Genomic DNA, 14261 nt, shown 5'->3' on the forward strand with positions numbered 1-14261 from the left:
GTGGCATATTCTATGAGATTACGGCAACGACTTCAAGTTGATTTTAAAATATACTCAAGTAACTTCAAGATGCATGGTTCTAGGCAGCTTAATTTTTTCATTCAAAATAATTCTAAAAGCGAGTAATAGACTATTCATATTGTGAGTTTTTAGAGTTATTTTGAACGAAAAAAGCACAAGCTCAAACTTAGCATTTCCAATAAACTAGGGTATGTTGTATACTTCGCCACCCTTTCCGAGATTTCGGAGTTTTGTCCTGGTCGCGGGCGAAGCTAGGGAAAAACTGATCCTAACTAAATTATGGAGACTTAGATGTCAACAATCGTTTTAGAAGCTGAGTCGAGAAAAGATATAGGGAAAGGTGCGAGCCGCCGCCTACGTCGTCTTGAAAACAAAGTACCTGCAGTCATTTATGGCGGCGGTAAGAAACCACAATCTGTCCACTTATTACATAATAAGGTTGTCAAAGCCCTGGAAAACGAAAGCATTTATTCCAGCGTATTTGATCTAATGGTTGATGGCAAAGCACAGCATGTCATATTAAAGGATCTGCAACGCCACCCTTATAAGCCTGTAATTCTACATATGGATCTGCAACGTGTTGATGGAAAAGATGTGTTGGTAAAACATATTCCTCTGCATTTTACCAATGAGCAAAACTCTAAAGGTATAAAAGCGGGTGGTATTATCAACCACACAATGAACCAAGTTGAAGTTCGTTGCCAAGCGAAAAATCTGCCAGAGTTTATTGAAGTCGATATGACTAATGTTCAATTAGATGATGTTGTTCACTTATCTAACCTGAAACTTCCAAAAGGCGTTGAACTGACTATCGATGTTAAAGATGGCAGCCATGACTTACCTGTAGTGAGTATTCATGCTCCTAAAGTTAGTGCCAGCGAGGAAGAAGAGACTGCTGCTCCAGCCCCTGCTCCTGAGGTTGAAGCAACTAAAGAAGTGAAAGGCGAAGAGTAAAGCAACTGTAGGTTGGGCTTCGGCCCAACTAACCTTCCTATATGAGCTCTCATTCATGGCGATAAAACTTATCATCGGGCTACGTAACCCCGGTTCAGCCTATGAACATACCCGACATAATGCAGGTGGATGGCTAGTTGAAGCACTTACTCAGCGCCACAACGCCTCTTTTAAGGCCGACAAGAAGTTGCATGGTGAATTGGCTTCTTTTGATATAGATCACCATAGCTGCAAGACCTTGCTACCCCTGACATTTATGAACCATAGTGGCTTACCAACACGGGAAGTCAGCCAATTTTATCGTATTAAACCCGAAGAGATTCTAGTCGTTCATGACGAATTGGATCTGCCGGCTGGCCGTATAAAAATAAAAACAGGCGGTGGCCACGGGGGACATAATGGTTTAAGAGATATTATTCATCAAATAGGCAGTGCTGAGTTTCACCGTTTACGAGTGGGCATTGGTCATCCTGGACATAAGGATTTAGTATTAAATTATGTTTTGGGGAAACCGACCCAGCATGAGAGACAATTGATATTTGATGCTATCGATCGTGGAGTTGCAGTGATTGCAACCGCAGTTACCGGCAATATAGCCGGTGCTATGAATATATTGAATAGTTAAAGAGAGGTGCCTGATGGGATTTAAGTGTGGAATCGTGGGTTTACCTAACGTAGGTAAATCAACCCTGTTCAATGCCTTAACCAAGGCTGGTATTGAAGCAGCAAACTACCCCTTTTGTACAATTGAACCTAATGTAGGCATTGTTACCGTACCAGATCCCCGTCTGGATGCCCTATCTGAGATTGTCAAACCCCAGCAAACGGTTCCTGCAACCATGCAGTTTGTTGATATTGCTGGTCTAGTTAAAGGAGCCTCTAGTGGTGAAGGCCTGGGAAATCAGTTTTTGGCAAATATTCGCGAGACTGATGCAATAGCCCATGTTGTTCGTTGTTTTGAACACAATGATGTTATCCATGTTGAAGGTCGAGTTGATCCGCTAAATGATATTGAAGTCATTAATACGGAATTAGCTCTGGCTGATATGGACACCGTTGAAAAAGCACTGTTAAAAGCTGGAAAAAATAGTAGAAGCGGCAATAAAGAAGCCCTATTTGAAAAGCAAACTCTAGAAAAAATAAAAACCCATCTGGATCAAGGCCTTCCTGTACGCACCTTAGCCCTAAGTACTGAAGAGGAATTAGTCTCTCGTCGACTCTTCCTGTTAACCGCCAAGCCCGTGCTTTACATTGCTAATGTCGATGATAATGGCTATGACAATAACCCTTTACTTGACAAGGTTAAGACACTTGCTAAAGATGAAAATGCATCGGTTGTCGCCCTCTGCGCAGCAACTGAGGCTGAATTAGTTGATTTAGATGAGGCTGATCGCAAAGAATTTATGGACGATCTTGGTCTTGAAGAACCAGGTTTGCATCGTGTAATTCGAGCAGGCTATGAGTTATTAGGTCTACAGACTTATTTCACAGCTGGGGTCAAAGAAGTTCGTGCTTGGACTATACGAAAAGGTGCTACAGCACCACAAGCTGCTGCTGTCATCCATACTGATTTTGAAAAGGGGTTCATTCGCGCAGAAGTTATTGCTTACGAAGCTTTCCTAGCTCATCGTGGCGAACAAGGCGCTAAAGAGGCTGGTAAATTAAGGCTTGAAGGAAAGGATTACATCGTTTGCGACGGCGATGTTATGCATTTTCGCTTTAATGTTTAGTGCTATCTCAAAACTCACTCGAGTTCTCATCTTTGGGAATTCGAAGTTTTTAATAGGTCAGCCTAATGCAACTCGTCATCCAGAGCGCAGCGAAGGATCTCCTGAATGAAGCACAATGCTAGTCCCGGAGATCCTTCGCTGCGCTCTGGATGACGGAATGTAGAGACCTGGAGCCTAACCTATTACATCGGCCACCGGTTTGACCTATATGAACCCACCCTGTATAATTCGCAATCTTTGCTAAGACCAGGTTTGGAGAGGAATTGATGACTGTTGTAAGTGTCACTTTTTTGGGAAAAGCAAACAGTGGTAAAAGCTATCTAATCAATCGGCTAAAAAACAACAGCTTTGCCGAGAGTCCAAGTGATAATACTGGTGTGTTTTATCTAATTGCTCGCAAAGGCGATGCCAAGCTAGAAATCTGGGATATTCGCGGAAAAGTCATGCCGCTATTAGCAAAACGCTATTTGCAAGGTTGTAATACCTGCGTCTATACCATCGACCTCTCTGCCACAGTTGACGAAGAACAACTTGCTGCTGATATTGCCATGATTAGGGAAACAGCACCTGACACAGTTCTCATTTTGGCCGGATGCAAGAACGATTTGGAACAGCAAGTAACACCTGAACAGCTTGCTTCGCTTCAAGCTAAATACAATATTGACCAGGTATTTACTACCTCCGCCCGCACTGGTGAGGGAGTCGATGAACTCCTTAGCACAGTTGCAAACCAGGGTTCTCTTCATAAGGTTAAGGCCAGCCTAATGAGTCAACCCAATCTTGATTGTTTGACCCTAGACGACATCAAGCGCTTACTCGACAAAAAAGGGCCGCTCTATGAAGCTCTCGTCAATCTCGAATCACTAATTAGGGACTTGCCTGAGTCATATCACAACACGATCAATCACGCCATGGTGGATTTAATCACCACTCTCCATAATCCTAAGAAAGATAGAAACAAGGCGGTTGAAGATTTTGTTCTAACCTGTAATGACGTTTTGCTGAGTGCACGCCAACTTGGCTTTAACAGAGAATCTCTTGGCAAGATTTCTAATGGGGTTCTTCTTCTTGCTGCAGCCGCTTTGGTTACAGTTGCCGCTACCTCCTTTGTTTTTGGTTTTGGCATACTCACCGTTTTGCTTGGTGGATTATTGGGAGCAGGCACTGCTAGCGCTTATTTATTAGTTAAACGAGGAATGTTTGCAGAGAAATTTAATAGTTCTCTTGATGAGATTAATAATGCTGTTAGCTGTGATAATAATTTTATAGGTATAGAAGTTAGATAACCCCATCTTCAAGCTTTGTGATAATGCTGTAGAGGTGCAAGCAGACGACCAAGCCTATGGGCGCCTGTTCGTTGACGCTATGTGACTTGCAAAGGACAACCGGAGTGCTTTGGGCGATACGGCAATTCAAGATTATTTTGACACCAATCATCTGCAAATGAATATCAAAGAACTGAGCCAATCGACTATTGAACGCTATCTTACGGAAAGTATGCTGCTGTGTAAAAGTGCCTTAGCGTCTTATTATAATGAACGCTCTGGGCTGGCACAAAGTTGGATAAGTCAGTCCTCTTTGTCTTACCTGGAATCAAAACCGAATGATCTCCAAGCGGGTACACAGACTTCATACGACTTAGGATAGTCAATAGTCCCGTAGCCTGGATGCAGGCTACAAACTCCCCCCTAGATTCAACAATAAGGAACAAAACGGCAAAATAGCGCAATTAATTCGGCTCTTGTTGCTACACTTGTCTTGTCTTTTGCTTGCTGCAGATGAGTTTCAACGGTTCTTGGTGACAAAGTTAACTGTTTTGCGATTTTCTTAGTGCTATATCCCTTAGCTAAGAAGGAAACACATTCTCTCTCCCGTTTAGTTAGCTTAGCTATTCCCTGTGTAGAAGGTAGGGCTATGCTCATGCCAATCAAACCAATAAGCTCGCCATTTTGCGCTGCAAGCGGCGACTTTCGGGTCAGAATATTCACAAAGGTTCCATCATATCTAACAATCTGCTCGTAATGACTTTGGCCTTGCTTCGCCTCAAAAACAGCCTTGTCATTAGCACGCAGCTCATCAGCATATTCATGCCAGGGAAAATCGTTATCCCGCTTGTAGGTTATCTCCCCGAGAGAGTTATGGCCTGCTGAACAATTGATAAAAAAAGAGTTCGCCCATAAATAGCGCCCCATTCTGTCTTTGATAAAAACAGATCCATCAAGCAAACTATAGGAGGCTAGATTTATTGAATTTGAACTAATCATATTGAGCATATGAGGTAAATAAGGGCTCATTGTACTTCAAGCAGCACTGCTAACAAACTCAATTACTGTTTGAATTCCCTTAGACCTTTGACATGCACATCAACATGGCGAACATAACGCTGTATCAGTTGATTAGCCTGCTCAAGAGTTAGGGGTTTGCGAAGAATGCCATCCATTTCTGCGTCTTCACAGTTAAAGCCAACAACCATTGGATCATGTCCTGTTAAGGCAATAATGGGTACTCTGTAACTCGATCCTTGCTCTCTTTTACGTAGATTTGCAGTCAAATTATAGCCATCCCCTTCTTCCAGGGTTAAATCCATCAAAACCAAATCATATTTTCCCGGTTTAAAAAGCTCGTCGGCCTGGCTGGGTGTGGCAACAACATCGGTTAAGCATTTACAACTCATGAGAATTGTTTTTTCAGCCTTTTGGGCAATAACATTATCTTCGATAAGCAAAATCTTTAACTTATCGACTTGTGCAGGATTTTCAACAACAAAACGATTTGTCGCTGAGCGATGACTGTAGCGAACCTGTGATTTTAAATTTCTTACTTGTTCTGAGAGTTGCTTTAGTTTTGTGATATCGCGGAAAGTAACCGCTAAGCCAAGCGAATTACCGGCCCCATCAGATAAGGGAGTTCGCACAATTTCAAAATAAAGAATCGCGCCATTATTGTTAATAATCGCATGTTGTTCCATTTCGCTTTTACCCGACATAATTGCTTGAACATCATGCTGCTGGAAATTTTGAATTTGTTCAGTAGTCCACAAACCTTGCGTATGCATTAGCTCATAAATCGAAGCTACTGAGTGAAGATCCGCAGGGCTGCAACCTAAAAAACGTAGTAAATTAGCATTACAATCAATAAGAAAACCATCTTTATCGATGAGGTAAAGCATGTTATCCATTTTTGCAAATGCTTTAGCATAAATCTGCGAAGCGACTGAATCTTTCATAGATATCTTAGCTAAGAAATTTATTTTAGTATAAAACATAGCAAACTCAATGTGTTTACTTTTTACACTCTCTTGACACTTTCTTTGCACTCAAGAAATCTTCAATTTTTTATAGGTTACAGTGCTTAATCTCAGAATAATGTACAACAGACACCTTTATAGCACACCTGCTTATCTACTTGATTTTCCGGTGCATTCGCAGGTAAATCTTCTTGCTCTGCTGCTTTCTCAGGCCTATATTCTTGACTTATTGTTTCTTTGTTAAAGGATTCCAAATAAGTATCAAACCCATCTATATGAGCTAGATTTTCGTAACAAAAACGTTCTATCGATGTACACAAAGAGCGAACAGACGCTTTAATTTGGACCTCGGTATACTCTCCTTCACAGAAACTATCATAACTTTCTTTAAAAGATGATCTCTCCGACGCGGTAATATTGATCTCGAAAGGACTATCAACATTAATATAGGTAGAAGCTATAGTACCCAAAGTAGATCGTAAGTCATTTCCTTCTTTGGCTATTGATCTGTAAGCATCTCTTAAAAATAAGTAGTGCTCTCCTGTTTGGATTTCATCAAAAAATTTCTTCTTAAATCCTTCATTCGTATCACTAGTAATTGCAGATTCTAAGAAATGGCATTTACAGATCCTCTTATGGGTACACATGAGCAGTTGTTCCTTTTTGAATTGATTACAAAATGGTTACAACAATAGCAAAAGGGATATTTCATGTCCATAATGGTTAGAGGATTAGCCCTTTACTTTAAAGTAGGAATTCACACTTTCTTGGGGATCGCTTATTTTGCCCTGGGCTTAGAGCAGTTACATAAAAATTTGCAAACACTCAGCTTTTCCAGGATTATTGTCAGATTATTAAAGTCGTGGAGAGCATGTATGATTCAATTGCAGGAACTGATCAAGCCAACCTGGTTTGCAGAAGAATGGCTTAACAATGCCTGGTCTGTTCTTGAAGTTGATGAACAACTGTATATCAAGAATCGGGTAGATGAAATGTTTTACAATGAAATACCTTTTCAGCTCGAGCATGACCGTATTGTTTACATTCATTTGTTCGCCCTACTGGCTCAATTAGAGATTTTAGCCTTTCAAGGATTTCTGAAATCCTTGGAAAAAATGGCTGGAACGCCGCTTTATGCTACGATGCGTAAACAAGTTGTTGATGAAATTTTCCATTCCCTAGTATTTACAAAAATCACAAACCAATTAAGTACACCCTATGCTTCTCCACCCAATTATCATAAAGAAGTGGAGCAATTGATGCAGTTCTTGGCCAGTGAGCCTGATTTAAATACCTTTCTAATCCTAATCAACCTGGTTAGTGAAAGCTGGATTGAGGAAATCTTTAGCTGCATGAAGGAACACAACATTGCTAGCAACATTTTTGAGGTCATCCTAGCTGATGAAAGTCGGCATATAGAAATCTCTGATCATTATTTTCAAAGCGAGCTAAAAGATAAGAGTTATCTCTCTAAGAGAATTGCCTCCCTCGAGGAAGAACTGGTTAAGCTAATATTTTCTCAAGAAAAATTTGTCATTACCTTTGTCAGTTTGTTAGGTAAGAATGGCGTCATTAATTTCATTAACCGTATTGATAATAAACATAGAGCTTCGTTAAAAAAAGTTGGGCTTTCGCCCTCTAACAAATGGCGATTCTTTATGGAGACAATCCATTCGCTGGTAGAAAATGTCTTCCATGAGCAGAGTCATGACAGCTTAGTTACAAAAACAAATACCAGGAGTTTATTCAATTCACTTTGGGATAATCCAAATAATCCGACTCTAATTGGATTTTTTAGTCTTAATATTAGTTCCCTTGATTTTTTTGAGAAAAAACACAAACCCGAGATCTTTACTTGCCTCTATTTGCAAGCCATATCTAAATTGGCAGCAAACAATCAGACACTCAGAAGTTATATGTCTAATCACAAAATTTATAGCACTCGTAACTCCTACGTAGGTCTAACTGTTCTTTTGCCAGGCTGTGATGATCAATTAGGCCTGATAGAGTTTGAAGACTGTCATGAAATGAGCATTGCGGAATTAGCACAATCAATTAAAGATGATATTAAGCTGATGACTTATTGCTATAAAAAGATGCACGAATTAAAAACCGAACATCCTTATTTAGAAGATGTATTTAGTAATTTATTTACACCTCTTAGCGAAAGTATTTATCGAGATCCTATCTTTGCAAAACCAACAATCTCGCTATCTAACGTTGGTTACTGGGGATATGAAGCAGGTGTATCTCCTTTGCTTCCACATGAAGCGCTCAAATTTACCTTAGCAAAGATTGAGCGGAAACAGGTGTGGAACAATAAAACGCGAAGCTTTGAGGTTCAGGATTTGCTTCCTGTCGGTATAAGTGCAGATCATCGCATTATGGATGCCAACATCCCTGTTCCCGAGCAATTACAAGAAGCCTTCGATGCCATGGTTGCGGTTATGAATCAATCGCCTCCCGTAGCGCTCTCTTTATCGCAGTCCGTTCAATTCGATGACTTTATTCGCTCAACCAATGAGATGTTAGACAAGGATCTGGAGTTCGGTTACAGATACTTGTATTACGCAAGTCAAGTTTGGAAGCATGGAAAGACTCAGGAGGTCTTTAAGAAACAAGCGGCTAAGTCAGCTGTAGATTTCGCCTAATCAAAAATAACTAGAAAGCAGGCTGGGCTGTTAAGCCCATAGGCGTCCAAGCTAAGGATATTTGTCATTCCCGCGAAGGCGGGAATCTATCCCTACATTAGCACTGTGCTTTGTGAGAAATAGTTTCCCGCCTTCGCGGGAATGACAAAACCTTACTTAGCTTCCTCCCTAGACATGGGGAGAAGGTGCTCGAAGCGGAAGGGGATATTTTAAACGAGGTTTTATGCAGCCCTATATTTTTTATGAACAACATCTAAGTAAAGTCAGCAGAAGTTTTACCTTCTGTATCAGAGAACTCCCAGAACCTGCAAAGGAGTGGGTAGCCCTCAGTTATTTACTATGCCGAATCATTGATACCATTGAAGACTCAACCTGGCCTAATAAAGAAACCCAGTTCGCTGCCTTCCAGCAAATGAAGTCCTTCTTAACTGAATCCCCTTCAAAGGAACAATTTTCATCTTGGCTTAATAGTTTCCCGGTAAATCTTGTTGAGGCAGAAAGAAAGTTACTCCTTGATCTGCCAATTTTACTAGACGATAAAAATGAATTACCCAACCCCATTAAAACGGCCTTAACGAATACCACATCCCAGATGGTTGATGGTATGGCTCATTTCCTTACTGAATACAAAACAGAATCCAATCTCTCGCTGCCCTCGCTCACAGCGGCTAACCAATACTGCTTTTTTGTCGCTGGTATTGTTGGGGAATTATTGTCACATATCTTTACCTATCTGATCCCCACCTTTGAATGGACAGAAGGTCTGTTAAACCAAGCACTTCATTTCGGTTTATTCCTACAAAAAATAAATCTTCTAAAAGATAAGGGCGAGGATGAAGCTGCGGGACGTTTTTATATCGCTTCAAGAGAACAATTACGACAAAGTCTTATACTTAACGCACAACAAGCCCTTGCCTTTATCCAGGCAATTCCAGTAATTCCAGGACGAAAGTATCGTCTAGCCTGCGCCTGGCCCTTATTTATTGGCCTCGCTTCACTAAAATGGATCGATAAAAACTGGCAAAGACAGACAAATTACAAAATTACTCCGCGTGAAACCAAACTGCTCATTCAACAGACTGCCCAACTTATTGATGATAACCATGCTTTGGAAACCCTTTTTAAACGTTATCTGACAGAGGAGGCCATCACACCAATTCCTCGGGAGATTCACTCCCTGCCTGCATGGTTTGAGACAATCTATCCTAAGAGCTCAGCGAATATTAATTATTTGGCGCTGGGGTTGTTGTAATTACCCAAAGACAATACCAAGCGCAATATCATCTGGATGGCTTTCATAACCATCTGGATCATTAAAAGGCATATCACTATACCCACGTTGACGATAAAAATTCTCAGCAGCTTTGTTTGAATCAATATGCAGGCTGAACAGCCCGTTTTGCCGAAGCCAACGTTCGCAAGACTGCATGAAGAAGCCGCCAATTCCTTGATTACGATAGGGTTCGTCGATAACAATAATGCGCAGGGCTGCTCGATGGTTTGGCCACAATTGAATATGGGCATAGCCTACAAGCTCTGTACTCTTATACAAAACAAAATGGACATGGTTGGGATCAGTGAACGTCCAGGTATAGGGATCAACCAAATTTGCCTTATTAAAAAAATAAAATTGACGAAAATGCTTCGCTGACTCCCATTCTCTAGGCGTGAGGGCTTTTACAATACGCAAGCCCTTAAATCCAGCTTTCCTATCAATATCGCTAACAAACTCTTCCTTCCCGAAACAATAGGCACTGATATCATGCGGATGTTGTTTAGCTAAATTTTGCTTCAAATTGGCATAAGCGTCTCTATCCTCCAGATGAACACGCATCCAATTACGAAAGAGTAAATGCCGATCAATTTCAGAATTTCCTGTTTCAAAAACATGGATATTAAAAGTTCTCTGATCTTCACCTTTTTGAAAAAAACGGCGAAAAAGCATGCCAAATTCACCTCGAGGCAGATAACCAAGCTTTTGCATAAGCGGGTTGGCTAGGTCAACCTTGGTGATATCAGTAACAACAGGAATCATATCAATGACCGGTTTGGCAGCGAGTCCAGGCACAGCAGTTGAGCCGATATGATGAATATCGACACAGTTTTCTCCTAAAGCGTCCTTAATTAAAGCCGCTTCGGCAGCAAATTTCTTCGGCCATTCAGCATCATAGGGAACAACCTCTATCAGTCGTAGATCAGTCATTTTCTTAAGACTCCTTAAACACAGACACTTTGTACTGGGCAAAAAATAAAAATTCTCTTACTTATTCCGAATCCCCGCGGCTTGACCGCGGGGTCTACGCAGTTTGCGCCACCGATAGATCCCGCATTCAAGCTGCGGGAATTCGAATATTCATAACCATCAAATTCTTAGCCGAATAGTCCTCAGCCCCTTAAGTAAAAAAGGTGAGAAAATTACGCAGAGTAAACCAATAAGACCGCCAGCAATAACATGAGAAAGTCGCTCTAAAGCAATAGCACTTGAATGAGTGACCAGTATGACCGCCGTTGCAACGAAAAAACAACGAAAAGTATAAGCAATGACATATCTGCGAAAGGCGACCAAAGTTAGGAAAAGACTAACCGTCACTAGGGTTAGAGTGTAAGGGTTTGAGGGAATGCAACATAGGCCAAAACCGATTCCTGCAGGCACCCCAATAACAACACCAATGAGACGTTGATGGAATTTTTTAGGCGAGGTTTCCACGTTTCCGGTAATTACACTGGCTACCCCCCAAATCATCCACTGGCCATTTTCCATCGGCAGGTATTCAACCAGGCTAGCAGCAACAATGATGCCGAGCCCCATTGCAATCATTGACTCAATGTTGCTTTCCCTTTTACCAAAATCAGATAGATAGGAAAGCCAAACAAACTGCTCTCCTCTACGATATGCTCGTATTTGCTCGTAGATGCTAACAAGCAAAGTAGGTATTAAGGCAGCCAGCAAATAAGGATGCACTGAGCCTTTCTGTAACTCATACTTCATTTCCGAGGCTAGCTCTATAGACAGGATAATTGCTGGAATAAAAGTCCAATTTCCTAAGGTTCTTAGCTGTTCTCCCTGACTAGCGATCCAAATAATAGCTGTTGCAGCAGTGGTGCAAATCAGGATAAAAACTAAGGGAGTTTCTTCAGTTAAAAATAAGAGGTTAAATAACAGAATGATTCCTGCACCATGCAGCAAGACGCCCAGTAGTGAGAGTCTTAGCTTCTCTTCAACAATAAGCGTGGACATAGTTAACACAGAAACCTGCAACCAATAGGCATTTTTTGTCAGCAAGAAAAGACAAGCCATTGGCATCAAAACAAAGATGCCACGTAGCAAAAAATTCCATCTAACCTCATTTTTTAGCCAATTGACTTTCAGTGGCGACATTAAAAACTCTTTAAATCATCAAGGTGAATTATTTGGGCAATTCTGGCCATTAACTCGATTGATGTCCGATGCTCATTCTCATCCGCAGCAGCACATAAGTCCTCAAGAATACAGACTTGATAATCAAGATCATGGGCCGCACGAGCTGTACTTTGCACCGCCCAGGCAGTGCTCACCCCGCCCAAGATAACTCGTTCAATGTTGTTTGCCCGCAGCACAGCATCGAGATTTGTGCCATAAAATGCATTGATTCTTGGTTTAATAATGGTAAGACATCCATCGCTATTCAAATCAGGATGAAAATCCGTGCCTTCTGAACCTAACTTCAGAGCGCCTAGCTCATGAACTTTGGCAAACATGGGAGACTGTTTTGGCTGATCAATATAATCCGGGCTAAAACCCACCTTAACTAAAATTTTCAGCCATTGTTTTTGTGTTGCTATCTCTAAGGCCTCATTAGCCTTAGAGATAATAGCGCGTTGGGAAGCTTGTTCTGCAGCACGTGCAATTTTCCCTCGGGGATGCATGATATCAATTATGTAGTCCAGACCAATTAAAGCAGTAGGCATAAATCCACCTAAACGTCAGTTATGGCAGAACACTATAACTGATTACTAAATTCGCATTCCAGTACTGTTATCATTTTCTTGACTCAAACCAGGTTGCTGAGAGGGTTTCACATCTTGCTGTTTAGAGGTTTGCGCTCCAAAGTTTTTAGCGCGAGTTACAATATTACCGACTTCCGCATCGGGATTTTTAATACTTTGGGGATTGCGTTTAACACCAAAGGTTTTACCATCGTCAAACATTTGCATTGAGGGATCTTTACCAAACTGCTTTGTCAATTGGGCTTTCATCGCCTCATTGAGAGCATCACAAATTTGTTGTTTGACGTTTTCTGGAAGTTTATTGATATCAAAACCCTTGCCGCTAGAGTCTGTTGCTGTAACATTTTTAGCTAGATTAGCTGGGGTCAGTTTCTCACAAGATACAAAAGCAACTTGCCTGTCTTGGGAAGGAGTCGCATTATTTTTGTTTAAATTAAAATTTAATTGCTTACCTGATTCAGGTTCCACAGCTTTAATTGGAGGGAGATTTTCAAGCATAAATTTCATTTCGTCTTCCATCATCTTCGCCAGATAAGCATTTTTCTCTGCCTGGCTCCTAGCGTTATCATAGAAGTGTTTGTTGATTTCCTGAAGTTTTATGTATTCATCTGTATTCATAAATGCCTCTTCCAAATATTGAGCAATTATTAATATAGCATGCTTTATATTAAGCGTTGATTAAGTGAGGCCAAAACCCCATTTATACAAATTTATTGATCACTGTGGCTTTAAATAGTACTCTTCATTCATCTCAAAGATCTCAGATCTTTAGGGAACTGAATAAATACATTTGGAGAACTAATCAATGTTTAATTTTATTAAATGTCTTTCCCTTGGGTTATTGGCATTATTCACCAGCCAATTTGCCTATGCAAATTCACTAGCAGGTATCTGGCAGCACGATAATCAACAAACAACCATAAGACCAGGGCAAGGTTTTAATATGCTCTTTTGTAATGAGCAAGGTGATTGTGCTCAGGGCATTTTACGTGGTTCAAGAGTTGTTGTTGTACCTCAATGGAATGTGACTGGATCGATTAACAAAAGTAAAACCCTGATCGTCTGGTCTAACGGAACTCAGTGGGCAAGATACACGCCGCCTAATAATTTTAACGTTCATCATGTTAGCCGAGGCCCCTCCGTTGCAGGTCCCTGGCTTCATGATGGCAGACCTACATCAATTCAGCTGTTCAACGACGGTATGCATTTCACTTTGATCAATGAAGCAGGTCAGCGTTCTGACGGTTTTATAAACAGAAACGGTGAGCTTGAGCTACCCAATTTACACCTCTTAGGCCGTTTGCATAAACACGGCAGTGTAATCAAATGGACTAATGGAACTACCTGGTATAGACCTTAGTTAATGCTCTACGGCCATTAGCCGTTCGCGCTGAGCAACCCAGCCCCTTTGGGGCAAATATCGGGAAAGAACTTCGAACCAGAAACCTATCCGCCCTTCGGGCACCCTCTCCCCGCGCTCGGGGAGAAGGGACTCTTTTTTCTCCCTTCGCTCCTTAGGAATGTATGTTAATCGCTTAAGTTGCTCTATTTTTCTGTCATTCCTGCGCAGGCAGGAATCTATCCCCCAAACAGAGTGATGGCCTTTGCTTGAGAAATGGATTCCCGCCTACGCGGGAACGACATAAGAAAGAGCATAATGATTTAGTAAAT

The 14261-nt window shown here is 41.2% G+C and carries 15 protein-coding genes; 8 read left to right on the forward strand and 7 right to left on the reverse strand.

Annotated elements, in window-relative coordinates; genetic code table 11:
- Window positions 1-312 precede the first annotated feature (312 nt).
- The 5 genes from BN1094_RS09735 (at window position 313) to BN1094_RS09755 (ending at window position 4352) form a co-directional block, all read left to right on the forward strand.
- Window positions 313-975, forward strand: coding sequence for a 50S ribosomal protein L25/general stress protein Ctc (locus tag BN1094_RS09735; RefSeq protein ID WP_043874217.1), 663 nt, complete (start codon window positions 313-315; stop codon window positions 973-975).
- 55 nt (window positions 976-1030) lie between these two features.
- Window positions 1031-1600, forward strand: a complete 570-nt coding sequence (pth, locus tag BN1094_RS09740) for an aminoacyl-tRNA hydrolase (RefSeq protein WP_043874218.1) — start codon at window positions 1031-1033, stop codon at window positions 1598-1600.
- 13 nt (window positions 1601-1613) lie between these two features.
- The gene (gene ychF, locus BN1094_RS09745; RefSeq protein WP_043874219.1) at window positions 1614-2705 is read left to right on the forward strand and encodes a redox-regulated ATPase YchF; all 1092 of its coding nucleotides are present in this window, start codon (window positions 1614-1616) and stop codon (window positions 2703-2705) included.
- A gap of 266 nt (window positions 2706-2971) precedes the next feature.
- Window positions 2972-3991: a Rab family GTPase gene (locus BN1094_RS09750; RefSeq protein WP_043874220.1), complete on the forward strand. Its 1020-nt coding sequence runs from the start codon at window positions 2972-2974 to the stop codon at window positions 3989-3991.
- 109 nt (window positions 3992-4100) lie between these two features.
- Window positions 4101-4352, forward strand: a complete 252-nt coding sequence (locus tag BN1094_RS09755; protein WP_043874221.1) for a hypothetical protein — start codon at window positions 4101-4103, stop codon at window positions 4350-4352.
- Between the two features lie 47 nt (window positions 4353-4399).
- Here the strand turns inward: BN1094_RS09755 and BN1094_RS09760 are convergent, their stop codons facing one another.
- The 3 genes from BN1094_RS09760 to BN1094_RS09770 all read right to left on the reverse strand — a co-directional run bounded on the left by BN1094_RS09760 (window position 4400) and on the right by BN1094_RS09770 (window position 6599).
- Window positions 4400-4999 carry a PAS and helix-turn-helix domain-containing protein gene (locus tag BN1094_RS09760; RefSeq protein WP_043874222.1) on the reverse strand — a complete coding sequence of 200 codons (600 nt, stop codon included), beginning with the start codon at window positions 4997-4999 and terminating at the stop codon, window positions 4400-4402.
- A 32-nt stretch (window positions 5000-5031) separates the two neighbouring features.
- Window positions 5032-5931, reverse strand: coding sequence for a response regulator (locus BN1094_RS09765; protein ID WP_043874600.1), 900 nt, complete (start codon window positions 5929-5931; stop codon window positions 5032-5034).
- Window positions 5932-6062: 131 nt separating this feature from the next.
- Window positions 6063-6599, reverse strand: a complete 537-nt coding sequence (locus BN1094_RS09770; RefSeq protein WP_043874223.1) for a hypothetical protein — start codon at window positions 6597-6599, stop codon at window positions 6063-6065.
- Between the two features lie 63 nt (window positions 6600-6662).
- Between BN1094_RS09770 and BN1094_RS09775 the strand changes: the two genes are divergently transcribed.
- A complete protein-coding gene (locus tag BN1094_RS09775) occupies window positions 6663-8603 on the forward strand; it encodes a 2-oxo acid dehydrogenase subunit E2 (protein WP_052403231.1) in 1941 nt (646 codons plus the stop codon).
- 223 nt (window positions 8604-8826) lie between these two features.
- Window positions 8827-9855, forward strand: coding sequence for a squalene/phytoene synthase family protein (locus tag BN1094_RS09780; RefSeq protein WP_043874224.1), 1029 nt, complete (start codon window positions 8827-8829; stop codon window positions 9853-9855).
- Here BN1094_RS09780 and BN1094_RS09785 read toward each other — a convergent pair whose 3' ends face one another.
- The 4 genes from BN1094_RS09785 to BN1094_RS09800 all read right to left on the reverse strand — a co-directional run bounded on the left by BN1094_RS09785 (window position 9856) and on the right by BN1094_RS09800 (window position 13208).
- Window positions 9856-10806: a GNAT family N-acetyltransferase gene (locus BN1094_RS09785; RefSeq protein WP_043874225.1), complete on the reverse strand. Its 951-nt coding sequence runs from the start codon at window positions 10804-10806 to the stop codon at window positions 9856-9858.
- A gap of 159 nt (window positions 10807-10965) precedes the next feature.
- On the reverse strand, window positions 10966-11982 hold the full coding sequence (locus BN1094_RS09790) for an FUSC family protein (RefSeq protein ID WP_043874226.1): 1017 nt from the start codon (window positions 11980-11982) through the stop codon (window positions 10966-10968).
- The gene (locus BN1094_RS09795; RefSeq protein ID WP_043874227.1) at window positions 11982-12551 is read right to left on the reverse strand and encodes a cysteine hydrolase family protein; all 570 of its coding nucleotides are present in this window, start codon (window positions 12549-12551) and stop codon (window positions 11982-11984) included. Before BN1094_RS09795 ends, BN1094_RS09790 begins: the two co-directional genes overlap by 1 nt.
- Before the next feature lie 45 nt (window positions 12552-12596).
- A complete protein-coding gene (locus BN1094_RS09800; protein WP_043874228.1) occupies window positions 12597-13208 on the reverse strand; it encodes a hypothetical protein in 612 nt (203 codons plus the stop codon).
- 187 nt (window positions 13209-13395) lie between these two features.
- On the opposite strand from BN1094_RS09800, the gene BN1094_RS09805 reads away from it, so the two are divergent.
- Window positions 13396-13950, forward strand: coding sequence for a hypothetical protein (locus BN1094_RS09805; protein WP_043874229.1), 555 nt, complete (start codon window positions 13396-13398; stop codon window positions 13948-13950).
- The last annotated feature ends 311 nt before the right edge of the window (window positions 13951-14261 follow it).

Origin of the sequence: Legionella massiliensis (genome assembly GCF_000756815.1) — a bacterium.
Lineage (GTDB): Bacteria > Pseudomonadota > Gammaproteobacteria > Legionellales > Legionellaceae > Tatlockia > Tatlockia massiliensis.